The organism is Corynebacterium sp. FDAARGOS 1242, assembly GCF_016889985.1.
GTDB classification, from domain to species: Bacteria; Actinomycetota; Actinomycetes; order Mycobacteriales; family Mycobacteriaceae; genus Corynebacterium; species Corynebacterium minutissimum_B.
This window is the reverse complement of the sequence record NZ_CP069568.1, coordinates 1003398-1027301: the sequence shown is the minus strand read 5'-3', so window position 1 is coordinate 1027301 and position 23904 is coordinate 1003398. Positions and strand designations below refer to the sequence as shown.

Sequence of the window (23904 nt, the reverse complement as noted above, 5' to 3'; positions counted from 1 at the left end):
CTTCGTTACCTCCTTGGGGAGAGCGCGCTGCCATGGGTAGCGGTTCCAGCTGGGCCACCTACAATGAGTTCACCTTTGCTTATAACAACCGCTGATTCGGATGTACGGTCTGCCCGCCTGCATGGGACAAAGCTAAGCCCTCACATAGTGTGAGGGTCAAGTGCTTGGTGAAAATTAATCCGAATTGGTGAGGACTTAGTTTCGGAACCCGTGCACCGGCGCGGGGATAAAGCCACCGCGGTTAATAAAGGTCGCGTTTCCGACTTCGTTGACGGGGATGACCGGAGCGTAGCCCAGAAGGCCGCCGAAGTTGACCTCGTCGCCAGCCTTGGTGCCAGGCGCGGGGATGACGCGCACTGCGGTGGTCTTATGGTTCATCACACCAATGGCGGCCTCATCAGCAATCATGCCGGCGATGGTTTCTGCAGAAGTATCGCCCGGGATGGCGATCATGTCCAAGCCCACCGAACAGATAGAGGTCATGGCCTCCAGTTTGTCGATGGAGATAGCGCCAGAGCGCACCGCATCGATCATGCCCTTGTCCTCAGAAACCGGGATGAAGGAACCGGACAGGCCGCCCACGCGGGAACAGGCCATCATGCCGCCCTTCTTGACGGCGTCGTTAAGCAGCGCCAGTGCTGCCGTGGTGCCGTGCGTGCCCACCTGATCCAGGCCCATGTGCTCCAGAATGTGTGCGACGGAGTCACCCAGCTCCGCGGTGGGAGCGAGGGAGAGGTCGATGATGCCGAAGGGAACACCGAGGCGCTCAGAAGCCATTTCACCCACGAGCTGTCCGGCGCGGGTGACCTTGAAGGCGGCTTTCTTGACCTCTTCGGCTACCTCATTGAGGGTGGCTCCCTTCAGGGAACCGAGGGCGCGATCGACCACACCGGGTCCGGATACGCCGACGGAAACGACGCAGTCCGGCTCCTCGATGCCGTGGAAGGCGCCGGCCATGAAGGGGTTATCGCCGACGGAGTTGGAGAAGATCACGAGCTTGGCGCAGCCGATGGCGCTACGGTCCTTGGTAAGCTCGGCTGCCTCCTTGATGATTCGTCCCATCTGCGCGGCCGCATTCATGTTGATGCCGGCGCGGGAGGAGGCGATGTTGACCGAGGAGCACACCAGGTTCGTCTCTGCCAGGGCTTCCGGGATGGAACGGATGAGTGCCTTTTCGGCGGCGGTAGCGCCCTTTTCAACGAGCGCAGAGTAGCCACCAACGAAGTCGACGCCAGTGGCGGCTGCCGCACGGTCCAGCGCGCGGGCGACGTCCACGGGGTTTCCGTCGACGCCGGCCACGATGAGCGCGATAGGGGTCACGGAGATGCGCTTGTTGACGATCGGGATGCCGAGCTCGGCCTCGATTCCCTCGCACACCTCAACCAGTTGCGCGGCGCGGGAGGTCACGAGGTCATAGACGGCTTCAGCCGTGGCTTCCATGGTGGGTCGCGTGCAGCCAAGGAGCGAAATGCCCATGGTCACGGTGCGGATGTCGAGACGGTACTTCTCGATCATCTCGATGGTGTCGAGAATACTGACAGTATTGAAGCGATTAAGCATGACTCGTTATCTTTCCTAGATCTCATTCATGGCGGTGAACAGCGCTTCCGACTGCACGCGAATGGACTGTTGGGTAGATTCACCCACGGAATTCATTCGGTCCTGAATTTCGCGGATGCTCACCTCATTCTCATCGAAGTCAACCCTCAGGATCATGGTGAAAAAGCCCGACATAAGAGTCTGCGACACATCCACGATGTTGACGTTGAGCTCAGCAAGGGCAGTAGACACGGACGCGATGATGCCGGTGCGATCGGCACCGGTGACAGTCATGATGGCAATCATGATCTCATTGTATCCCGCGCGTTTCTAACACTGCCCAGGGGTCATGCAGTGTGCCAGGAAGGCGCGTACGGTGGCGGACATGACTGATACGACAACTAACGCGCGTAAGAAAGTTCTCTACATTGGCGGCCACGGCAAGGTGGGATTGCTGGCGGCGCCGAAGCTTGTCGACGCCAACGTAGATGTCCACTCCCTTATCCGTAATCCCAACCAGGTTCCTGATATCGAGGCGAGTGGGGCAACCCCGGTACTGCGCGATCTCACTGAGATTTCCGAGGAACAGTGGGCTGAACTCCTCGGTGATTATGACGTCGTCGTTTGGGGCGCTGGCAACGGTGGTCGCGCTGGCGCTGACGTAACCTGGGCCGTGGACCGCGATGCCGCGCTCGCATCGATTGCGGGTCTGGAGAAGCTTGCTGCCGACGGTAAGAACACTCCGGCCTACATCATGATTTCCTACATGGGTGCCACGACGAATACCACCGATCCCGCGGACGAGAAGTGGTATGCCTACGTGGAGTCCAAGAAGGCAGTGGACAATAAGCTCAACTCCACTGACCTGAATTATCTCATCCTCGGCCCAGCTGCTCTCACTGAGGAGCCAGCTCGGGGTATTACCGTCCTCGAGGAGAATTCGCAGCGTAGTTCTGATATGAAGACGTCGCGAGATCTAGTCGCCGACGTTGTCACCGAAGTGGCCACGCGCGAGACACTGCCGTCCTCTCCGCTGGAGTTCATCGACGGCGACGGCAGTGTTAAGGATATTTAGCGCACCCAATTCTTCGCTGCGAAGGAGAGAACTGCTTCTACCTGCTGCTTAGTGAGCCCGAGCCCAAACTGGGGCTCCGGGTTGGGGACGGACACACGGTATCCAGCCACGTCCCAGCCATTATTGTGGGCGAAGTCTACGGTTGCTGTCTGTGGGCTGTCGGCTACAGCGAAGTTTTTCGCCTTTAGCCACGCTGGGTCCCTATTAGTGAACTGGCTTGAAGTCACCCTGTTCATGCTCCCATCTGGCTGCAACATCAGAAGCGGTGCGGTGTAGTAGTGCGTCACTGTGTCGCCGTCATCCTCCTGACGCACGTGGGCTAGCTCGCCGATGAGGACTGGCCGGTATTCAACCCATCCGTTCTTCCATGTGTTATCCATGCCTTTCACCATGCGGTTCAACGATTTTTTACCGCGAACAGAACCGACGACGAGGAATACTGTCAGTGCGACAAAAATGAGAAGGCTGATGAGAATGATGGGTCCTGCTGCTTTCGTTTCCGAGTACACCGCAAAGGCGGCTGCAGCTATCGCGAGGCCTATGACAAGGACGGTAATGACGAGTATTCCGCTGATGAGTCCAGTGGAATGCTTTTCCAGCAGGGCGCGTCCCGGGCTGGGGCCGGCGCCATCGATGATTTCGCGGATACCACTGCGATCTATATGTGGATTAGGCTGGGATACATCGGCTGTAGACTGTTGAGCTGCAAGAGTTCTCGGCACATGCGGCGAAAGCTTCAACTTGGTGCGTGGCAACGTGATGGGGGACTCAGTCATAGTTCGCACAGTAACTGACAAACCAGCACACGCAGTGCGGGATGGGGAGCTTCGCCGAGGAGACCCGGAGGGTTCGCTCCGGTTGCTAAGCATGTAGCGCAGCATTGAGGCCTGCCCGCACCTGATTTTTGGTGAGTCGATGCGCGAAACCGGCTTCATTCAGCGGCTTGGTAGCGATGTGGCCTGCTAGGTACCAACCGTTTACTCGTTCAAACTTCGCATCCTCTTCATCGTCGACCAGCGCGATGCCCATCTGAGAAAATTCCATTGGCGTGTGATTGTCGAGAAAGACCTCGGTAGTGATATCAAAGCTCGAGCCATCGCGGGAGAACAGTCGCGCTCTAGCCTGGTAGCAATATTCTGTCGGATCATATTCATGTTTGACGGTGCCAGTGTTCCAGATTTCTCCTATTAGCGCTGGGTAATACTCGAGCCACCCGTTCTGCGCGGCCAAGCGAACCCGTTGCGCACCCCAAGTGTTGCGGCGCACTGATTGCCCGAGGTCGACCATTCCCGCAATGAACGCGGCGGCAAAGAACAATTTGGTAGCCCAGGAAAACACCGGGTGGCTGATGAAATCATTCTCCATGATCAGGGCAATGGCCGAGGCTCCGAGCACCAGCGAAAGGATGGTACGCCCCAGCAATGACTTTTTGTTGAGAGCTGAGTTTCCTGGGAAGGGACCGGTTGCGTACACAGCTCGCGCCACCACGGGGGTTGCGGGTGCCGGGTTAGGCGAGGACACGGACCGCTTGCTTTTCGGGATAATTCGGTCAGAATAAAAAAGGCTCTGGAAGTCGAATGGTGCGAGTACATCCTGGGACATGCGATCTACTTCACCCATTTATTTTCGGCGAAAGTCAAGACAGCCTCCACTTGCTCCTTGCTGAGGCCGTGTTGCAGCACGGGCGTGGGGTTGGGATCGTCAGCTCGGTATGCCACGACGTGCCAACCGTTGTTGTGGTTGAAATCCACCGTGGCAACCAGTGGGCCATCCGCCACGGTGAATCCACGCATTTTCAACCAATTGGGATTCCCGCTCCTGAATTCAGCGCTGTGCGCTTTCGGCATCGAGCCATCCGGCTGAAGAACGAGTAGTGGAGCTTTGTAGAAATGATCTGTTGAGTCGTCACTCCTCCTACGCCGATGCAACACCAATTCCCCGATGAGTGCCGGCCGGTATTCGATCCATCCGTTTTTCCAAGCAGCGGCCATGCGCTTAGCTCTCTGCCTTTCACTGCGCACGAGGAAGATGGCAAGCCACAAAAATAAGACAGCTAACACCACGGTAATGGGAAGGCCGTATAGGAGACCGTTGTCAATCCCCTCCTGACTTCCACCCAACAAAAGGGTGACGAACCCGATACCGGATGCGAGAACAGCGGCGATTACGCCGAAGAAACCAAAGACGAAGCCAAAGAGCGTATCGTGGACGCTAGCGCGCCCTGGGGGCAGGCCGGTGGAGTCAATGGCCTCCCTGATACCGCTGCGGTCGATCTCTTGCCTTGGCTGAGAATCATGGGTTTCGGATTCCTTGGGAGCGAGGGATTCCGGGAACTTACCGGAGATTTTTAGCTTCGTACGCGGGAACCGGATGGGAGAGTGAGTCATACCGCACAGGTTAGCGGTAGTGAAACCCTGTGGGCCATGAACAACAGGCCTTGAGGGGAGCAATACCCGTCAATACTGCGTGCGAGACTTGGCACCTAGTGGGCTATGTAATCCATCGCTGTTCGGCAAAGCGGAGAATGGCATCGATTTGCTTGGTGGATAATCCACAAGGGATCTCTGCTCCAGAGTCCTGGCTATCCGTACGGTATGCGGCTACGGTCCACCCATTGTTGCGAGTGGAATCAACCGTTGCTGCGCGGGAAGCCTCTGACAGGGCAGCGCCCCGTGACTTTAGTGCGTTTGGATAGTTGGCACGGAACTCGCCGGACGTTGCGTTCGACAATGAGCCGTCTGGCTGAAGAATTTGCAGCGGCGCGGAGTAATAGAAATGGGTCCTCTCATTCTTTTCCGAGCCTTCGGTCTTGCTGCGCAAGTAAACAAGCTCACCGATAAGCGCGGGCCGGTATTCAATCCAGCCGTTTCGCCACGCTGTACGAAGACGCCGAGCACTGCCAATCGCTGTGAAGACGTTCCACACGCCGAGCCCCACAAAGACTAGGCCAAAGAGGCAGCCGAACACTGGGATCAAAGCAAATGGATCGAAACCAGAATGGGGGCTGTTCCGGGGCCCAAGACCACTAGTGAGGAAAGAAAACGTCACGCTACTAGTGATCAGACCAACGAGAGCTATTGGGATCCAGATGGCGACGTCACCGAACTTGAGACGCCCGGGTTGAGGCCCAGCGTCCTCTATGACCTCACGTATACCCGACGTATCGACGTGCGGGTTTGGTTGTGCATCGTGGGCGCGAGCTTGCACAGGGACAAGCCTTGCCTGGTCGCCTGAGTAGATGTCGAGCTTCGCACGAGGAAGGCGCAGGGGAGTGTGGTCCATGCCTCACAGTGTAGCGAGGGCTAGCGGTCCATCAGGCTGACCATAAAGGGACACAATTCCGGAATTAGTGAGCACGCGTTCCACGGATTGTCTGTTCAACCAAGGAAAGAACCTGCTCCAAGTTCGACGTGTCACCAAGTGCGAGGCGGTTAATGAACCCATCCATGAACGTTTCTAGATAGGTCACCAAGGTGTCGATGGAGACGTCATCGCGGAGGCGGCCCTTTTCAGCATTGGATTCCAAACGGGCGCGCACGGCCTTGTCGAGGACTTGCTGCTCTTCGCGCCAGCGAGCGGCAAAGGAAGGATCGGTGCGCAGCATTGAAGTCACCTCAAGGCGGGTGGCGAGCCATTCGTGGCGTTCCGGGTGGCGGAGCATTTCGCTCATCACCTCGACCAGACCGTTGTTTGCCACAACCTCCGCCTCCCGGGCGGCATCCTCCCGAGCCAGCGCGAGGAAGAGCGATTCCTTATCCCCGAAGTGGTGGAAGATGGCGCCTCGCGACTTTCCGGTGGCCTCTTCCAATCGGCGGACTGTCGCGCCTTCATAGCCATACTCGGCAAAGCATTTTCTCGCACCGACGAGGATGTCGTTACGGCGGCGGTTGAGCTCGGAATCGCTCATAATCGGCATGGCTGGACAATCTCCTTGGAAGGAAGCGCGGCACACATGTGCCGCAACGATAGTGGGTACGGGAGAGGAATCGAGTAGGGGAGTTTGACCCAATAGTTAATAGCTACTTGGGGCGTGGAAAGCTTTGTGGATAAAGAAAGGCCAGCCAGCACTCATCTCGTTGCTAGCTGGCCTTCCGCTGAGCTATGCAGAGCCCACCTCGTGGGCTCTCAAAGCGGCTTGAGCCTTCTTAGGCCTTGACCATCTGGCGCAGCACGTACTGCAGAATGCCGCCGTGGCGGTAGTAGTCGGCCTCACCAGGCGTGTCGATGCGAACCTTGGCGTCGAACTCGACGGTCTCGCCGGACTCCTTGGTTGCGGTCACGTGAACCGACTGTGGAATTCCGCCCTCGTTGAGAGCTGCAATGCCATCGATGTCGAAGGTCTCGGTACCGTCCAAGCCCAGGGACTCGTGAGACTCGCCCTCCGGGAACTGCAGCGGGATAACGCCCATACCGATGAGGTTCGAGCGGTGGATACGCTCGAAGGACTCGGTAATAACGGCCTTCACGCCCAGCAGATTGGTGCCCTTGGCAGCCCAGTCACGGGAAGAACCGGTGCCGTATTCCTTGCCGGCCAGGACGACCAGCGGGATGTCAGCGGCCTTGTAGTTCTCGCAAGCATCGAAGATGAAGGCCTGCGGTGCGCCCTCCTGGGTGAAGTCGCGGGTGTAGCCACCGGCAACGTCCACCAGCTGGTTCTGCAGGCGGATGTTGGCGAAGGTACCGCGCATCATGACCTCGTGGTTACCACGACGGGAACCCAGGGAGTTGTAGTCCTGGCGCTCCACACCATTCTCATCCAGGTACTGAGCAGCAGGGGTGCCCGGCTTAATGGAGGAGGCAGGGGAGATGTGGTCAGTGGTAACGGAGTCACCGAGCTTAGCCAGGACGCGAGCACCCTTGATGTCCGCAACCGGCTCCGGCTCAGTCGGCATACCGTCGAAGTACGGAGCCTTGCGGATGTAGGTGGAATCCTCGTTCCACTCGAAGGTTTCACCCTCCGGTACATCCAGGTTGCGCCATGCGTCGTCACCCTTGAATACGTCGGCGTAGTCAGCCTCATACAGCTCGCGGGAGATTGCCTGCTGGATGGTGTCCTCAATCTCCTGCGGGGAAGGCCAGATGTCCTTGAGGAAGACATCGTTGCCGTCCTGGTCCTGACCCAGCGGCTGGGTTTCGAAGTCGAAGTCCATGGTGCCGGCAATAGCGTATGCAATAACCATGATTGGGGAGGCCAAGTAGTTCATCTTGACGTCCGGGGAAATGCGGCCCTCAAAGTTGCGGTTACCGGACAGCACTGCGGTAGCAGCCAGGTCGTGCTCGTTGATGGCGTTGGAGATTTCCTCCGGCAGTGGGCCGGAGTTACCAATACAGGTGGTGCAGCCGAAGCCAGAGAGGTAGAAGCCGAGAGCCTCGAGGTCCTTCCACAGGTCTGCGCGCTGGAAGTAGCCGTCAACAACCTGGGAACCCGGAGCACAAATGGTCTTGACCCAAGGCTTGGACTTCAGGCCCTTTTCAGCCGCCTTGCGGGCAATGAGGCCAGCGCCCACCATGACGGACGGGTTGGAGGTGTTGGTGCAGGACGTGATGGAAGCAATGGCGACCATGCCGTGGTCCAAGGTGTACTCGCCACCGTTCGCGGAGGTGACGGTCACCGGGTTGGACTGACGGCCGGAGCTACCCTTAGCTGCGGACTCGCCCTCACCTGCGCGGGACTTGTTCAGGCCACCGGTAACGTCAACGAGGGAGTTCTCGTCGCCGCCCTCAGCGGTCATACGCTTTGCCTCAATGGTGGACTCATCTGCGACAACGTCACCGGAAGCGTAGGTCGGCAGATCCTTACGGAACTGCTCCTTTGCCTCAGAAAGAAGGATGCGGTCCTGCGGGCGCTTCGGGCCAGCGATGGAAGGCTTAACGGTGGACAGATCCAGCTCGAGGTACTCGGAGTACTTAGCCTCCGGAGCATCCTGCTCCAGCCACATGCCCTGAGCCTTGGCGTATGCCTCGACGCGGTCGATCTGCTCCTGCGGGCGACCGGTGAGCTCGAGGTACTTGATAGTCTCCTCGTCGATCGGGAAGATCGCAGCGGTGGAGCCGAATTCCGGAGACATGTTACCAATGGTGGCGCGGTTAGCCAGCGGAACAGACTTCACACCGTTGCCGTAGAACTCAACAAACTTCTGAACCACGCCGTGCTCACGGAGCATCTCGGTGATGGTCAGAACAACGTCGGTAGCCGTCACGCCGGTCGGGATCTCGCCGGTGAGCTTGAAGCCGACGACGCGCGGGATAAGCATGGAGACCGGCTGGCCCAGCATGGCTGCCTCAGCCTCAATGCCGCCAACGCCCCAGCCCAAAATGCCGAGGCCGTTCTCCATGGTGGTGTGGGAGTCGGTACCGATACAGGTATCCGGGTAAGCAACGCCCTCGTTGTCGAAGACGACGCGAGACAGGTACTCGATGTTGACCTGGTGGACAATACCGGTTCCCGGAGGAACAACGCGGAAGTTAGAGAAGTTCTCGGCACCCCAACGCAGGAACTGGTAACGCTCCTGGTTGCGCTCGTACTCGATTTCGACGTTCTTCTCCAGAGCCTCGGAGGAACCGAAAGCCTCAACAATAACGGAGTGGTCGATAACCATCTCTGCCGGGTTGAGCGGGTTCACCTGCTCCGGCTTGCCGCCGAGAGTTGCAATGGCCTCACGCATGGTAGCGAGGTCGACCACACAGGGAACGCCGGTGAAATCCTGCATGAGGACACGAGCCGGGGTGAACTGGATCTCGGTGTCCGGCTCTGCGGACGGATCCCAGTTCGCCAAAGCGTTAATGTGATCCTTGGTTACGTTCTTGCCATCCTCGTAGCGCAGCTGGTTCTCAGCTAGCACCTTGAGGGAGTACGGCAGCTTCTCCAGGCCCTCAACCGCATTGATGTCGAAGTAGTCATAGGATTTACCGTTGACATCTAGGGTCTTCTTGGCGCCGAAGGAGTTCAGGCTTTCAGTCACAGGGAGCTCCATTCCTTGCTTTTCGCTTGTAGGTTGTCGAACACTTATTAAAGGTCCATCGAGCTCATCGAGGCCGTGCCGACGTCCGGGGACTGTGGCACATCGACGTTCTCAGAACGCGAAGGTTCCTTATCCATTGTAGAGGTTGGAACCCGCGGTTGGTGCCACTATAACAGTACGAGCGTTCTGTTTCATCCATTTCGGGGGGTACCGGCGCGTCACCCGCCCTAAACCTGTCGTTGCGGGCTTAGGCTCGAGACTGCAGAACAGTAAGGAGTACTCCATGATCCCGGATGGCGTAGATGTCGATAACATCGCCGAACAGCTTTCGGACGATGGTGTTGCCTTCTCCAACCCAGAGCTTGCGCTTGACGACGCCCTCCAGGAGCCCATCGCCGCCTCCCTGCAACCCGACCACGGGGTAGCGGTTGTCGACGTTTTTCCGGAGAAGATTCCAGATCTGCGGGACCTTGCCACCACTCTTCAAGAGAGGACTGGCCTAGACACTGTCATCCTTCAGGCGCCTATGAAGGTGTCGGTTGTGAGCGATTCCTACGATCGTGCGGCGATTGAAGCAGCCGAGGATTCCCTGCCGGTAGGTCTCGATCAGGTCACACTTGTTCATGATTTCTACGCTACGGCGGATGGTTTCTCAGTCCCGTGGGGCCCCATCCTTGGAATATTTTTCTGCCTCGCAGTGTTGGCTGCCTACTCCGCAGTCCGCTCTGCGTCTCGACGCACGCCCGAATCCAATCCGGCCGCTGCCGTCGTAGATGCCACACGAGGCTAGTCGGGGCACAAGTAGAGCCACTCGGAAGCGGCGTGAGATTCCTTTACACGAAGGCCTCCGCCACTCCCACATAGCGACACCAAGCTCGCCAGAGAAGGGTAGGGAAGTGGTAAATGTCAACCACTAACCCTTTACTTTGGCCGCGGGGGAGTGGTTGAGGCGGGAAATGCGATCTCCTCCTCGGTCTCGTCAACGCCTCCTCAAAGGTTCTAAGCTGGTGACGCGAAAGCCTCGACTCTAGGGGGTGGATGACTCTGAGAGAGGGAGCTTTCAGTTGTCTAGACGTGGCCCCCAGGTGCCGATGCAATCCTGCGGCACGTGGGGTGCTCTGCCGTGAAAAGTGGGTGTCACCAAAGAAGTGTGCGACAAGGGTGAAGCCTTGTCGCCAAGCGTGTAGTTGATTGGTGATAGAGCCTTGCGCACGGGTGCTACCCACTACCGGATTACCGTTGTCTAGTTGGCTGCGCCTTGCCCCAAGCGGCGCGCGTTACGCGTTAGTGATTAAAGTCACAATCACACCTTGGTAACAAAATAGTTGCAGGTTAGATGCTCCTGTAACGCTCTGTGGTTGAACTTAACTCATGTGAAAAATGAGGAAAGTGTGCGACATGGCATGTCGGTGACGTATGGTTCACGTATCGACTCACGGGTTGACTCTTGCTCCATGTGTTCATGGGCCAAGCCTTGACTCTCAACAGAGACGACGCACGGGTATGTGGGGAAGCACGCCACGAGCGATAACGGCAGTTGAGGATCACCGCCTGGCGGATGAGCGCCGCCTTTCTAAGCGCGCAGCAGCTTGATGAACTTTGTGCTGTCGGTACCAGTGTTCGACTTTTCATCACAAAGACACCTACCTTCCGAGTGGGAGAGGCTCGCTTACGCGACATATGCACTCTGTGGATAGAGTGCTGCACATTCTCGTCCTGTCGGTTCCCGGTTGGGTGCCAGCCATGTCGATGCCCGCTGCTCCTAGATGGTGCGGACACCGACTGTATGCGCGGGGCGCCTGGCGAGGAGGAACCTCACAGCGCGATGTTCTCCGCGTTGCGTGTGCCCCTTCGCGATCGGGACCCGAACGAGCATGGAACACTTTGCTCAATGTGCGTGGTCCTGGATGTGCGCAGGTGTACACCCGCGATAGGTTAATGACAGCCCCCGCCAATGACAGGACCTCTCACGAGTCCGCCTCTCTAGGATGAGGCCCCACTCATTCTTTGCGCATGCCTATTACGTGCTGCCTCTATGACGGCTAGAGCTCGTATGCGCAAGGAAAGATCCCCGTATCCGCTACATAGGAAATTCCTCCACTCACACGCCGTGACGCAAGGGCAGAGGAGGATGCATAAATGTGCCCTCCTACGTGGTTGACGGCATCGGGGCTCGGTAGGCGTTGAGGAGACTATTCTCGTGGCCACCACTTCATCATTCGGCTTCCGTCGTCTAAAAGCAGTGTGCGCTGCTATTGCGACGACCGCCGCCTTGTCTACAGTTTCATCTCTAACGCCAGCAGTAGCGGCGGAACCAGAGCAGCTTAACGTTAAGGAGCTGCTTTCCTCTGACAATCCCTCCATTGCGGACCTCGCCGGGGCCATTGCCCAGATCGAGGAACGAATCGCAGAAGCCGAAGCCACCATCGGTTCGCAACGCGAGGCAGTGAACCGGGCTCTCGTCGATCTCAACGATGCCCGGACAAGAGCCGAGCAGGCGCGTCGTGGTACCACCACGGCACGTCAGCAGCTCGACACTGCTGAGGATGAGGTGGCGCAGGCTCAGGCGAAACTCGACGATATTTCGCGCTCGGCTTACCGCCGTGCCAACACCTCCGACGCCGTATCCCAGGCAGCGGGCAAAAACGCTCGCGCCGACATGCTCGAGCGTCAGTCCTTCCTCCGCTCTCAGTCCGATAAACAGCAGGATGTCCTCACCCGGCTGGAGCAGGAGCGCACGCAAAAGGCCAACAAGGAATCTCAGCTGCGCAAGACTCAAGAGCTTGCCGAGCAGCGTGAGAACCAGGCGTCCGAAGCGGAAGCGTCCGCACGCCAGATGCTCGCTGAATCGGAGTCAACCATTGAGGATTCGACCGCGGAACGCACGGACCTTCTCACTCAGCTAGAGGAGCTGCACAAGGCGCTAGATAAAGCTAAAGGGGTTGACGAGTCCGATGAATCAAGCCTGGAAACTGGATCTAACGTCCAGTCTCACAGCTTGACCAAGGAGGATTTGCCAACTTCTGAACGCTCCAAGCCCTCCGCAGAAGAACTGCCGGAGGCGGAAGAACCGTCCGCAGTATCGGAGGCAGAAACCTCTGACACTACAACCTCTGGCGCTGCGTCCGTCCAGGGCCCCTCTGCAGAGGAAGCACGCAATCGTTCGCTGCAGGCTCAGCGTACTTCTCCGACGATGTCTCCGGAGGAGATGAAGGAACTCTCTAGCGCCGCCGATACACTCTCTTCCGACCCTAATGTGAAAGAGCTTTCCTCTAAGAGTGAGGATCGACGCAACACCAGCGGTGGCAGCTCTCTCGACTCTCGCTCCATTGATCCAGAAACCATTGCCTTGGGGATTGGTGTTGTCGGCACCGTGGCATCAATGGTGGCAGCCTCTCAACCTGGCCACAGTAATAGTCTGACTGCAGAGGAAATCGATGCCTTGGCGCAGGGTTCCTCGAAGCTGTTCGCCCTCCAGGGCGAAGACTCTGCGACGTCGACACACACTGCATCCCAGGACTCCTCCACAACGTCGACGTCTACTATTACGTCTGACGTTCTCGACGATGACGATGAAGACGGGGATGCCCTCGCCTCAGATCTGTCTGGTTTGTTGGAAGACCTCGAAACGACCGACAGTGTTACCGATAAGGCTACATCGAAGCTGGGCGGTGCATCCCGTGAGGCTCAAATTGAGACCGTCATTGAACGCGCCACCTCTCAGGTCGGTGTTCCATATGCGTGGGGTGGCGGTGACGCCAACGGCCCGACTCAGGGTATCCGCGATGGAGGCGTTGCAGACTCTCACGGCGATTACAACAAGGTTGGTTTCGACTGTTCTGGTCTTGTTCTCTACGCCTTTGCGGGTGTGGGCATCTCTTTGCCGCACTACACGGGATACCAGTATCAGAAGGGCGAGAAAATTTCGACCAGTGACATCGAACGCGGTGACCTGATTTTCTATGGCCCAAGTGGTAACCAGCATGTCGCGATCTATTTGGGTGATGGCACTATGGTTGAGGCTCCGCAGTCTGGCCAGAACGTCAGTATCACCCCGGTCCGTCAAGCCGGAATGGCTCCGTATGCCGTGCGACTAATCTAGGTAAGCGCATTGCTAAACTGGGCCGTATGACTGAAACACAGCGTATTGCCCCCGGTGCTGGTTTAAGCACTGGCCGGGTACCCTCCACTTTTGACGCCCTCCTCGTTCTTTCTTTCGGTGGCCCGGAAGGAAACGAGGAGGTCGTTCCGTTTCTGGAGAACGTCACCCGCGGCCGCGGCATCCCGCGCGAACGTCTGGAAGTAGTTGGCGAGCACTATTTCCACTTTGATGGCGTAAGCCCCCTCAATGCTTTGAACCGCGAGATCATTGACAACCTCGAAGCAGAACTGAAAGAACGCGGACATAATCTACCGATTTACTTCGGTAACCGTAACTGGTACCCTTTCGGCACCGAGGCAGTAGAGCAGATGGCTGCTGATGGAATCCGTAACGTCGCGGTTTTCGCGACCTCAGCGTGGGGCGGCTACAGTGCCTGCCGTCAATACGACGAGGACATTGTCAAGCTGCGTGACTACGCCAAGGACAAGGGCCTGCCGGAGATTACCTTCACCAAGTTGCGCCAGTTCTTTGATCACCCGAAGTTTGTTGAGGAGATGGCAGAGGCCATCCGTGAAGCTTATGCGGAGGTACCGGAGGACAAACTGCCGAAAACCCGTATGCTGTTCACCGCTCATTCTGTTCCCTCAGCGCACGACGCCGTCGGTGGCTCGGAAGGCGACAAGCACATTTACTCACGTCAAGTCGCCGAGGCTTCACGTCTCGTCGCTGAGGCCGCTGGAATTAGCGAGTATGACCTAGTGTGGCAGTCCCGTTCCGGTAACCCAGCTACCCCGTGGCTCGAGCCGGACATTGTTGACCACACCACGCAGATTCACACTAATGATGGGGTTGAGGCAGTTGTTGTATGTCCAATCGGCTTCATTTCTGATCATATGGAAGTCATTTGGGACCTCGACTCTGAGCTTAAACAAGCAGCTGATGAGATGGGTGTGAGCGTGTATCGCACACGGACGGCGGGCCCATCGCAGCGCTTTGCCTCATTGGTCATTGATCTTGTTGATGAGCTGGAACAAGGAGCTGAGCCAGCTTCCCTGGGAAACGTCACGGTTCAAGGCTGTACCGTTAACGGTGCTCCGTGCGCCGAGGGCTGCTGCGATATCTGGTCGCTGAAGAAGTCGCACTAGCGGGCAAAATCGCTGAGCGCGTAGGCCACCCCGGCCATGCGCGCTTGGCGGATGTGTCGCCACAACCGGAGTAATTGCGGATCGAGACTGTGGTCTTGAATGCGGTCCGTCACGGTTTCGATGATGGCGGCGACGCGGTCGGCGCGCGCGAAAAGCTTCGCGGCGCGGGCCGGAACAGAAGACGGCAAGCCCGGGGTGTCGTAAAAGTCACTGAGGGTTCCCACCGTGAGTCGCGGATTCGGGAGAACATCATTTCTATACCCGGTGGCCTCAATGAGCATCGCCGATTCAGTGGTGGCTTGACTCAGGAGCGCATCGGCATCGCCTGGACTTAGCCACGCAGGGGCAGGCAGGGGGTCTGTCTCCTCGATGAGTGTCCAGATAGTTGCGCCGTCAGCATAACTGGGGATCAGAATCAGATGCCTATCGCGATCATTGGTACGCACCACAATGGCGCCGGCAGAGTTTTCAGCGGCCGCGCGAGCGGACTCCGAGCCGGCAGGAAGGGCTGGTGCTTCGCCAGGACCTGACAGAATGAGGCGCACAAGCGGTTCGCGCTCACCGCGAGCGATGATGTCGGCCGATTCGCGGCGCAGGTGAGCGAGAACGGTAACGAAGGGACTACCCTCGGGCCCAAACTGTTCACCGCCCAACTCCGTAGTGGCATCGAGGAAGTCATCGGTGGATTCGTGACCCCACAGCCATGCACCCAGCCACACGGCGACGTTTTGAACAGGGGACCAGACCTCGGCGCGCATATTCATGGCTGGCCAGTGTAGACGATAGGGTTAATCCCCATGAGCACCAATCCCCGAGACCCCTATGGCGGCGATATTTTCGCCGGACACGCACGCACACAAAAACCGCACTACCCTGAGGTTCCTGCCGAGCCAGGCATGGTGGTGGAAGTCCGAGGAGATGACTTTGTTGGCGCTGTGATGGACGTCGACAAGACTGCATGGGGCCCGGTGGTCCGGCTCGAAGATCGTCATGGAGTGGAACGAGTCTTCAACCTAGTCAAGGGCGGCTTTCTGCTGGAAGGTCAGCCTGTCACCCTGACTCGCTATGTAGAAAAGCAAGCGCCGCGCAAATCTAATTCGGGTTCGCGCCGCGTAGACAATATCGAGGCTAAGGTGGCTGCACCTTCCCGCATCTGGGTGGAAGGTATCCACGATGCCGCGATTGTGGAAAAGGTCTGGGGCCATGACTTGCGGGTGGAAGGCGTGGTCGTGGAATATCTTGAAGGACTCGACAACTTAGAGGAGCGCCTTGCTCAGTTCCAGCCGGGGCCGGGGCGTCGCGTGGGCGTGTTAGCTGACCACTTGGTGGAAGGATCTAAGGAAACGCGCCTCACACAGACGGTGGGTGAGCACGTCTTGGTGACGGGGCATCCTTTCATCGACATCTGGGCCGCAGTAAAACCCGAGCGCCTCGGTTTTCGCTCCTGGCCAGAGGTTCCTTACGGCGAAGACTGGAAGACGGGTACCTGTGCTCGTCTTGGATGGTCCGATCCCAAGGAAGGGTGGAGCCGTGTGTACAACGCGGTCAATTCCTTCCGCGACCTCGATTCAACACTCATCGGGTCCGTGGAACGCCTCGTGGATTTCGTTACCACGCCGGAGTTGACGAAGGAAGACCTTCTGTAGAGATAGGGGCACTGCCTAGCTCGTCGAGTTAGCGCGCTCGATGAGGTTGACCGCGAGTTGCCACCCAGCAGTTTCGGCCGCCCAGCCAGCAGCTTGGAGGCGCTGCGACATGGCCTGCTTGGAAATGCCGAGCTCTTCGGCGGCCTCGTTTTGATTGAGGCCGCCTCGCACGAGTGATGTAGCTTCGCGGCCCTCCATTGTGCGCTTGTTCAGGACGAACCCAAGGAGCGCAAAAGTGGCGGCAATGTCGTTGGCTTCCGCCGCGCGGCCACGGCGATCGACCTTCGCATAGACGTGGCCCGCGCGGGCCGAGCCCTTCACGGCTGCTGTAGCGACGGCGCGAGTTTCTTTGTCGCTAGCATCGTCTCCGGGAATAACACCGATGCCAATAGCCCAATCACCATCAGCCAGCAAGGCCATCACCACGTCACAGACCGAGGAAGCCGAGTAGGCCACCGCACAGATGTCTTCCACGCCGAGTACTTCAAACTCCCCGATGCCCTCCAAAGTAGATAGGGCAGCGGCGGAACGCTGCACCAATTCGGCTCGGCGCACCGAACGGCCGCGGTAACGGGCATGGACTGCTAGCACTGTGAGAGACTCCTTCCGGCAAGAAACAAGCCCAAGTCTACTCCTTGTGCTTGACCTGAGCGCTCATGGAGGGGCGAGCTGGTAGCCGCGTGTCGAGCACCAAGCCAGTCACCCCCAGCGCAGTAGCTACCAAGAGCGCAACAATCGTTAGGGGATCAGCATGCCCCGTCAGGGCATCACCAAAAAACACCCCAATCGCCGTAGTAGGAATGGATCCAAAAAGTGTTGCAAGAGCAAAGTGTGAGACGGGAATAGGAGTAAGCGCCGCGACATAATTTACTAAGCAAAAGGGAACTCCTGCGACGAGGCGAAGCGAGGCAATGGCCAACCAGCCACGTCGCTCCAGGCGGGTATTGATCGTGAAGACCGCTGGATGGCTCAAGTGAGGGCGTATCCACTCGCCCAGGAGACTACGAACAACGATAAGTGACAGCGTGGCGGACATCGTTAGGGCCACGAGCGACACTCCAAGTCCCAGCCACGGACCAAAGAAGAGTCCAGCGGCAACTGTCCACACGGTGCGCGGGATGGGGAATTGCGTGAAGAGGACGTAAGCGGCGGTGAAGGCCACGACAAACCATGGGCCGAGATGTTCCGACCACTGGCGTAGGGCGGCGGTATCGGGGACGTCGACAAGCGCGGCCGCTACCACCAGTGCCGCGCAGCCGACTCCTACGAGGAGCCAACGCCGCCATGACCAAGCGCGCATGCTGCTCCACGCGGCACCTCCTAGTGACTTTAGGAAGTCACCTGCGTTGCGAATCCACCCTGAGCCCATGAGGAATAACCCTAGCGCTGTTCGTCCCGTAGCCAATATCTGGGCTGGTAACTGGCAGTTTCCTGTGGTATTGGAAATAGGTTGCTGGGGTAGCCGCTTTCGATTCGTCTTCTCGGTCGAATCAGGAGGATACTGATACGAGTGTGCGCGCACGGTGCGCACCGTATCGCTAGGAGAACCTCCGTGGACTTTCTACACAACCTAACGTCCTATATGGACGCGGCCACCTTGCTTGAGGCCTTCGGCCCCTGGGTAGTCGCCGGTCTGGCCGTCGTCGTCTTTATCGAATCTGGCGTACTGTTCCCATTCCTGCCCGGCGACTCTCTCCTTGTCATGGCCGCGACCTTGCGTCACGAATTGCATGTGTCTATTTGGGCCCTCCTTTTTGTTGGAATGGCTGCCGCAATTCTTGGTGACCAAGTGGGTTTTTGGATTGGGCACCGCTTCGGCCGCGGCCTCTTTAAGCGGGACGCAAAGGTACTCAAGTTGGAATACCTGCGCTCAGCCGAGGATTTCTTCCGCAAGCATGGTCCTCTCGCGCTGGTCTTGGGCCGTTTCGTGCCCATCGTGCGCACCTATATCCCGGTTGCCGCTGGCACGGCCAACATGCCCTACAAGAACTTTGTGGGCTGGAATGTCGGCGGGGCAGTGACCTGGGTGGCGTCTATGAACCTGATTGGCGTCTTCTTGGGCAGCATCCCAGGCATCGCTGATTCCATCGACAAAATCATGATTCTCATCGTGCTGATATCCGTAGCGCCGATTGTGATCAAGGGCCTACATAGCTATTACACGGGCAAGAAGAAGGCCACCGTAGTAGAAGAAACAAGCCCGCGGGCCTAAAAGCCCACCACAAGGTGTGGCTTTTAGAGGTCAACGTAGCGCGCATACTCGCCACGCAGGCGAGCGTGAGTGACGTAGATAGGCTCATTATCCACAGCCGTCTTAAACTCCTCCGTAAGCCCTGCCATAACAGCGTCACGGGCGTCTCCATGCGTGGCGTGGAAGCTCATCACCTCGCCGTCCACGACTTCCTCACCGCGGCGCTTGACGACGACATACTCGGAGCCCTCGGGAGCGTCGATAACCTTGCGCTGGGCGGTGAACGGGTCGAGGTACGTAAAGGTCGCCGTCATATAGAACTCCTTGATGGGCGCGTGGAAAGGGGATAAGAGCGCACGTGGCGCATGTCACGGCTCCCACTGTACCGGCAAACATAAACCCCGCGCCTTACTGGAGCTCTTGTGTCTCAGTAAAGGGCGGGGCTGATGTGTGCCCGAGGGGGTGTCTGGTTCGGAGACATCGATCCTCTGTGGTTTCTCCACACCGAAGTGACGGCTGCTGAAAATAAGTCCGTGTGAGGCCCAGCTCTGCTGCTTCTAGCGCTTTCAGGAGCAGTTCTAGAGGTGTGTCCTCAACCTATGAACGACAACTGAGGTCGGAACTAGGTCTCGCACACCTGTCACTGTCGTTCACGGTAGATAAGGGCGAAAAATTTCAAACTTCTGGCCCTTGTCTACCGTGAATGTGGTTTTTAGCCTAAATGTCGGCTCTGAAAACGAAAAATCTCGAGACACCGACCGGAACGATGTCTCGAGATTTCACAGTGTGCCCGAGGGGGGACTTGAACCCCCACGTCCGTTAATAGGACACTAGCACCTCAAGCTAGCGCGTCTGCCATTCCGCCACCCGGGCTAGGGTGTTTGTTCAGCCTCTCGGCTGGGCACTCGAATACTGTATCCCGATTGGCCTGCAGTACACAAATCGCGACGTCATCCCGCATTTTTCTACGTCCCATTGCGTGCAAAAACACACCGATGAAAGTTGATGGTGAGCAAATCTTCTGCGGACAAAAGTTCTGTCCAGTAGAAAGGAAGTATGACTAGCAACACATCTGACAGGACTGCAACTACCACGCCGAGCTATGCTGCGGACTCTCGCTTCCCGGGGCCGGATCCTTACGCCCCGCTGGGGGAGGTAGCGGCGTTCACCGTGACCTCTACCGATATCGAAGAAGGCGCGGAGATCGCTGAGAAGTTCCGTGCGCCGGAGAATGTTTCCCCGCGGCTGGCGTGGACTGATGTACCCGAAGGGACGAAATCCTTTGCTGTGACGTGTTTCGACCCAGACGCACCGACGGGTTCCGGATTTTGGCACTGGGCTGTCTTCAATATCCCTGCGGATGTGCGTGAGCTCCCTACGGGGGCAGGATCCGCTGAGGACCTGGGACTTGAGGGCGTTGTCAGCCTGCGCGGTGACTCCGGCCAGCGTGTCTATTATGGCCCCCAGCCGCCTGCTGGCCATGCCCCGCACCGCTACCTTTTCGCCGTCCATGCCGTGGACGTTGAAAAGCTCGATATTGACCCTGACGCCACGCCTACCGTGCTGGGTTTCAATCTTTTCTTCCACACGTTGGGCCGCGCGGTTACTTGGGGCTGGTACGAGGCTCACTAGTTCGCCCCCGTTACACTCAGAAGAATGACTAATCATCCCGAAACCGACGGAGTAGCTATCCCTGCCGGACTACGAGTAGGTGGGGCATTTACCTTGCTGGCCGCCGTGCTAGCACTCTTCGGGCTGGTCTCCATCTTTACCGACGGATGGGGAGCTACTTTTGAGTGGACATGGCGGCGTCTCGCCATCGTGGGCGCAGCGCTTCTCGTCGGCGCATTCAGCACTCAACGGCGCGACCAGCGGGGCAGCCGCGAACAAATCATCGCGCTCGTGCTTGCCCTCGTCCTTATCGTGGCGAGCCGCGCTCTACCGAGCACGGTTCTCACCACGATGGGGCAATACGTGGTCTTCCTCTACGCCGTGGGCGCAGGTTTGTGTGCGGCGGTCATTCGCCGCACGGTGCATTAATCAATCCATCCCAAGCCGGACCCCACGGCCTCGGAAATATTCCGTAGACCGTGGTTGCGCAGCTGGAGCGCAATGCCACGGTGAATATCGCAAATCCAGTCTGGGCCGCCGTAAATCATGCCGGTATAACCTTGCAGCAAGGAAGCGCCAGCGGTGATCCGCTCCCAGGCTTCTTCAGGGGTGGAAATACCGCCCACGGAGATGAGAACGAGCTCATCACCCACGCGGGCATTGAGGCGCTTGAGCACCTCTAGAGAACGCGCAGCGACCGGAGGGCCCGACACACCGCCGGCGCCCATCGCCGCTACTTTATCAGCCGGTGTGCAAAGGCCCTCACGAGAAATCGTCGTGTTGGTCGCCACGATGCCAGCAAGGCCCACCTCGACAGCCATATCAGCCACTGCATCTATATCTTCGTCCGACAAATCCGGCGCAATCTTCACCAAAACAGGGCGGGACGTGGATTCCACGACTGCCTCCATAATCGGGCGCAACGACTCCACCGCCTGCAAGTCACGCAAGCCAGGGGTGTTAGGGGAAGAGACATTGACCACCACAAAATCAACCAGATCCCCGAGGAGCGACGCGCACTGGCGGTAATCGTCCACAGCGTGCTCAGACGTGGTCACTTTGTTCTTGCCAATATTAATGCCGATGACGTCGTTGTAGCGGCGCTTGCGCAGGTTACGCGCGGCATGGAGCGCTCCCTCATTGTTGAAGCCCATGCGGTTGAGGATGGCCTTGTCCGGTTTGAGTCGGAATAGGCGGGGAGCCGGGTTTCCTGGCTGTGCCTTTGGCGTAATAGTGCCCAACTCCGCGTAGCCGAAGCCCATCGGAGCCCACACATCGGGGGAGGAGGCATTCTTGTCGAAACCAGCAGCAAGGCCCAACGGGCGGGGGAACCGAACACCGAAGACTTCCTGTTCCAGCATGGGATCAGTGACTGGCAGCACCTTCGCCAACAACCGGTTAGCGGGGCCAACTGCCTGCAGGCCAGCAAGGCCCATGGTGATAATGCCGTGGATGCGCTCTGGGCTCAGCCGAAACATTCCCTTAAGAGCAACCTGATATGCGGCGTGGCGAGCGCGGTCGAGCGCGGAATACTGCATGAATAATCCTTCTAGTCCATAGTGGCAGGGGGAAAGCGAGTAGTGGATTGGGATAGCGGAGAACAGCGCCTCAGAGGCTAGGAGCCGTCTAGCTCCGGATCGTTGATGAACTGCAGCCCGTCACCGTTAGCGGAAGCGGCGACCACTGTGCCGTCGTCAAGCACGGCGATATTCTGCGCGCCTGCTACCGTTTCAACGCTTCCGGTGAGTTCCGGAACTCCGGAGGAGACGGTGTAGGCATGAAGCAGATTGTTATCTGTGGTGGTAACCCACGCCAACTCCCGTTCATTGTCCCAAGCTACAGCCCAGGGCGTGCCCTCCGTGTTGCCGAATTGGTGGAGACGGATAACGTCGCTCGCGGTGTAGATGGCCACACGTTTGCCCACGGTATCCGAAGCCACCACCACCGCTCCGTCACCGCCGGCAATCTGACCGACGCCCTGGCCCACGCGCAGTCGACCGCCGGCGCGGTCTTTTTCCCAGTCCAAGGATTGGATTGTGGAGTCTTTGCGCAGTACGCGGACGACGCCATCTGCACCATCCGGATTAGGGACGGAAATAAGCTGGTCACTGCCAGCTTCCACCTTGATGGTGCCAGTCCTCTCGGCGTCCTTGTAAACGCCCACAGTCGTCGAATCCGCCGAGCCCACGAAGATCTCACCAGTAGAGGTCTCGGCAGCGACCGTTACGGGTGTCTCCTCATCCACGGCAAGCTCCTGCGGAGAAGCTGGCTTCTGTGCGTCTATGAGAAGAACTGTGTCGCCGCAAGCTAGGACGAAATGCGAAGGAGACGCGGTGAGGTCTCCGCAGTGCTTATCGATGTCCACTCGGGTTGCCTCATCTGCCTCGAAGTCAGCTTGCGTGCCTATAGTGAGTGCATCTGCTGTGCGGACTGCAAGAACGTCACCCAGCGCAGCGGTGTCAGTGACCTTGTCGAAATCCACGACCTTCCCGGCTGCGTTCTGCGTAGCGGGGGAGTCGGCGGGCTCTGCTTGGCCGTAAACGGCCGAGTCGGGATCTCCTCCTATTCCCACCGTGGGATCACATGCTGCGAGGGCAGACGTGCTGGTGAGAAGGGCACAAGAAAGCAAAACTCCACGCATTTTCACGATTTCTCATCCTAGCAGCCAGCGTGGTGCAAACCGGAAGCCGCAAGCGCGACGAGTAGGCTGTCGCGAGTGACTACAACAGCTGCTTCTGACGCCATGACATGGATGCAGGTCATTGTCCTGTCCCTTGTCCAAGGCCTCACCGAATTTTTGCCCGTCAGCTCTTCTGGCCACCTGCGTATCGTCTCTACGCTCTTCTGGGGGCAGGACGCAGGTGCTTCCTTTACCGCCGTCATTCAGCTCGGGACCGAGCTAGCCGTCATCGTGTATTTCGCCGGCATGATTTGGCAGATCCTCAAGGGCTGGTTCATGGGCCTTGCCAACAAGGACAAGCGCGGCCAGGACTACCGCATGGGGTGGATGGTGATCGTTGGCTCTATTCCTATTGGCATCCTGGGTGTTCTTGGCAAAGACTTGATTCGTGACAACCTGCGCAATCTGTGGATCACGGCTTCTATGTTGGTGCTTTTTTCATTCGTTTTTATCCTGGCTGAACGCATGGGTAAGAAGACTCGCAGCTTTGAGGAACTGACCATGCGCGATGCCATCGTTATGGGCTTGTGTCAGTGCCTTGCGCTGATCCCCGGTGTATCTCGCTCCGGCGGTACGATCTCCGGCGGCCTCTTTCTGGGCCTCGACCGTGAGGTAGCTACTCGTTTCAGCTTCCTTCTGGCTATTCCGGCGGTGATGGCTTCAGGGCTCTTTTCGCTGGGGGACGCCTTCGGCCCCACCGTTGGTCAGTCCGCCACCGGTATGCAACTGCTCGTGGGGACAGGTATTGCCTTCATCGTGGGCTACGCCTCCATCGCGTGGTTGCTGAAGTTTGTGGGCAACCACTCCTTCGAGTGGTTCGCTGCTTACCGCATTCCCGTCGGCATTATCGTCATGATCTTGCTGGCACTGGGAGTGCTCGTGCCCTAGCATTCCTCCCAAGGCACGGTGTGATGGCCGCGGTCGTGTCATCAGAGTGGGGCGCGCGTTAGGAT

General features: G+C 58.2%; 23 protein-coding genes and 1 tRNA gene. 9 read left to right on the top strand and 15 right to left on the bottom strand.

What is annotated here, in order from left to right:
• Positions 1 to 195: 195 nt before the first annotated feature.
• Together I6J72_RS04870 and I6J72_RS04865 are read right to left on the bottom strand one after the other, a co-directional pair.
• Positions 196 to 1560: a PFL family protein gene (locus I6J72_RS04870; protein ID WP_204100115.1), complete on the bottom strand. Its 1365-nt coding sequence runs from the start codon at positions 1558 to 1560 to the stop codon at positions 196 to 198.
• Positions 1561 to 1575: 15 nt separating this feature from the next.
• On the bottom strand, positions 1576 to 1845 hold the full coding sequence (locus tag I6J72_RS04865) for an ACT domain-containing protein (RefSeq protein WP_204100114.1): 270 nt from the start codon (positions 1843 to 1845) through the stop codon (positions 1576 to 1578).
• A gap of 79 nt (positions 1846 to 1924) precedes the next feature.
• On the opposite strand from I6J72_RS04865, the gene I6J72_RS04860 reads away from it, so the two are divergent.
• Positions 1925 to 2614: an NAD(P)-binding oxidoreductase gene (locus tag I6J72_RS04860; protein ID WP_204100113.1), complete on the top strand. Its 690-nt coding sequence runs from the start codon at positions 1925 to 1927 to the stop codon at positions 2612 to 2614.
• Here I6J72_RS04860 and I6J72_RS04855 read toward each other — a convergent pair.
• The 6 genes from I6J72_RS04855 to can form a co-directional block, all read right to left on the bottom strand.
• Positions 2611 to 3390, bottom strand: a complete 780-nt coding sequence (locus tag I6J72_RS04855) for a hypothetical protein (protein WP_204100112.1) — start codon at positions 3388 to 3390, stop codon at positions 2611 to 2613. The two genes, I6J72_RS04860 and I6J72_RS04855, sit on opposite strands and share 4 nt — an antisense overlap.
• A gap of 85 nt (positions 3391 to 3475) precedes the next feature.
• Entirely contained in the window at positions 3476 to 4216 is a 741-nt protein-coding gene (locus I6J72_RS04850; RefSeq protein ID WP_204100111.1) for a hypothetical protein, read from the bottom strand.
• Positions 4217 to 4221: 5 nt separating this feature from the next.
• Positions 4222 to 5001 (bottom strand): hypothetical protein, encoded by a 780-nt coding sequence (locus I6J72_RS04845; RefSeq protein ID WP_204100110.1) that lies wholly within the window; start codon positions 4999 to 5001, stop codon positions 4222 to 4224.
• A gap of 103 nt (positions 5002 to 5104) precedes the next feature.
• Positions 5105 to 5896: a hypothetical protein gene (locus I6J72_RS04840; RefSeq protein WP_204100109.1), complete on the bottom strand. Its 792-nt coding sequence runs from the start codon at positions 5894 to 5896 to the stop codon at positions 5105 to 5107.
• A 64-nt stretch (positions 5897 to 5960) separates the two neighbouring features.
• On the bottom strand, positions 5961 to 6530 hold the full coding sequence (locus I6J72_RS04835) for a TetR/AcrR family transcriptional regulator (RefSeq protein WP_204100108.1): 570 nt from the start codon (positions 6528 to 6530) through the stop codon (positions 5961 to 5963).
• 229 nt (positions 6531 to 6759) lie between these two features.
• Positions 6760 to 9576: an aconitate hydratase gene (gene can / locus I6J72_RS04830; RefSeq protein WP_204100107.1), complete on the bottom strand. Its 2817-nt coding sequence runs from the start codon at positions 9574 to 9576 to the stop codon at positions 6760 to 6762.
• A 283-nt stretch (positions 9577 to 9859) separates the two neighbouring features.
• Here can and I6J72_RS04825 point away from each other — a divergent pair, with 283 nt between their 5' ends.
• From I6J72_RS04825 to I6J72_RS04815, 3 genes are all read left to right on the top strand, one after another.
• Complete coding sequence (locus tag I6J72_RS04825) at positions 9860 to 10366, top strand: DUF6676 family protein (protein WP_115022067.1); 507 nt, start codon at positions 9860 to 9862, stop codon at positions 10364 to 10366.
• 1410 nt (positions 10367 to 11776) lie between these two features.
• On the top strand, positions 11777 to 13678 hold the full coding sequence (locus I6J72_RS04820) for a DIP1281 family NlpC/P60 protein (protein ID WP_204100106.1): 1902 nt from the start codon (positions 11777 to 11779) through the stop codon (positions 13676 to 13678).
• 26 nt (positions 13679 to 13704) lie between these two features.
• Positions 13705 to 14823, top strand: coding sequence for a ferrochelatase (locus tag I6J72_RS04815; protein WP_204100105.1), 1119 nt, complete (start codon positions 13705 to 13707; stop codon positions 14821 to 14823).
• On the opposite strand, the gene I6J72_RS04810 is transcribed toward I6J72_RS04815, so the two are convergent.
• Positions 14820 to 15587 (bottom strand): hypothetical protein, encoded by a 768-nt coding sequence (locus I6J72_RS04810; protein WP_204100104.1) that lies wholly within the window; start codon positions 15585 to 15587, stop codon positions 14820 to 14822. The genes I6J72_RS04815 and I6J72_RS04810 overlap by 4 nt on opposite strands.
• A gap of 33 nt (positions 15588 to 15620) precedes the next feature.
• On the opposite strand from I6J72_RS04810, the gene I6J72_RS04805 reads away from it, so the two are divergent.
• On the top strand, positions 15621 to 16469 hold the full coding sequence (locus I6J72_RS04805) for a DUF3097 domain-containing protein (RefSeq protein ID WP_204100103.1): 849 nt from the start codon (positions 15621 to 15623) through the stop codon (positions 16467 to 16469).
• Positions 16470 to 16484: 15 nt separating this feature from the next.
• Here the strand turns inward: I6J72_RS04805 and I6J72_RS04800 are convergent, their stop codons facing one another.
• Positions 16485 to 17060, bottom strand: coding sequence for a MarR family transcriptional regulator (locus tag I6J72_RS04800; protein ID WP_115022079.1), 576 nt, complete (start codon positions 17058 to 17060; stop codon positions 16485 to 16487).
• 37 nt (positions 17061 to 17097) lie between these two features.
• Positions 17098 to 17769 carry a TVP38/TMEM64 family protein gene (locus tag I6J72_RS04795; RefSeq protein WP_239107499.1) on the bottom strand — a complete coding sequence of 224 codons (672 nt, stop codon included), beginning with the start codon at positions 17767 to 17769 and terminating at the stop codon, positions 17098 to 17100.
• A 252-nt stretch (positions 17770 to 18021) separates the two neighbouring features.
• On the opposite strand from I6J72_RS04795, the gene I6J72_RS04790 reads away from it, so the two are divergent.
• Positions 18022 to 18681, top strand: a complete 660-nt coding sequence (locus tag I6J72_RS04790) for a DedA family protein (protein ID WP_370552156.1) — start codon at positions 18022 to 18024, stop codon at positions 18679 to 18681.
• 23 nt (positions 18682 to 18704) lie between these two features.
• Here I6J72_RS04790 and I6J72_RS04785 read toward each other — a convergent pair whose 3' ends face one another.
• Together I6J72_RS04785 and I6J72_RS04780 are read right to left on the bottom strand one after the other, a co-directional pair.
• Positions 18705 to 18974 carry a hypothetical protein gene (locus I6J72_RS04785; protein WP_115022082.1) on the bottom strand — a complete coding sequence of 90 codons (270 nt, stop codon included), beginning with the start codon at positions 18972 to 18974 and terminating at the stop codon, positions 18705 to 18707.
• 473 nt (positions 18975 to 19447) lie between these two features.
• Positions 19448 to 19533: transfer RNA gene (locus I6J72_RS04780), tRNA-Leu, on the bottom strand.
• 183 nt (positions 19534 to 19716) lie between these two features.
• Between I6J72_RS04780 and I6J72_RS04775 the strand changes: the two genes are divergently transcribed.
• A complete protein-coding gene (locus tag I6J72_RS04775; RefSeq protein WP_115022084.1) occupies positions 19717 to 20292 on the top strand; it encodes a YbhB/YbcL family Raf kinase inhibitor-like protein in 576 nt (191 codons plus the stop codon).
• Positions 20293 to 20316: 24 nt separating this feature from the next.
• Positions 20317 to 20700 (top strand): hypothetical protein, encoded by a 384-nt coding sequence (locus I6J72_RS04770; RefSeq protein ID WP_115022087.1) that lies wholly within the window; start codon positions 20317 to 20319, stop codon positions 20698 to 20700.
• Here the strand turns inward: I6J72_RS04770 and I6J72_RS04765 are convergent.
• Together I6J72_RS04765 and I6J72_RS04760 are read right to left on the bottom strand one after the other, a co-directional pair.
• Entirely contained in the window at positions 20697 to 21809 is a 1113-nt protein-coding gene (locus I6J72_RS04765) for a quinone-dependent dihydroorotate dehydrogenase (RefSeq protein ID WP_204100101.1), read from the bottom strand. The two genes, I6J72_RS04770 and I6J72_RS04765, sit on opposite strands and share 4 nt — an antisense overlap.
• 77 nt (positions 21810 to 21886) lie before the next feature.
• Entirely contained in the window at positions 21887 to 22912 is a 1026-nt protein-coding gene (locus I6J72_RS04760) for a hypothetical protein (protein ID WP_204100439.1), read from the bottom strand.
• A gap of 102 nt (positions 22913 to 23014) precedes the next feature.
• Between I6J72_RS04760 and I6J72_RS04755 the strand changes: the two genes are divergently transcribed.
• Positions 23015 to 23839, top strand: a complete 825-nt coding sequence (locus I6J72_RS04755) for an undecaprenyl-diphosphate phosphatase (RefSeq protein WP_181815449.1) — start codon at positions 23015 to 23017, stop codon at positions 23837 to 23839.
• Positions 23840 to 23904 lie beyond the last annotated feature (65 nt).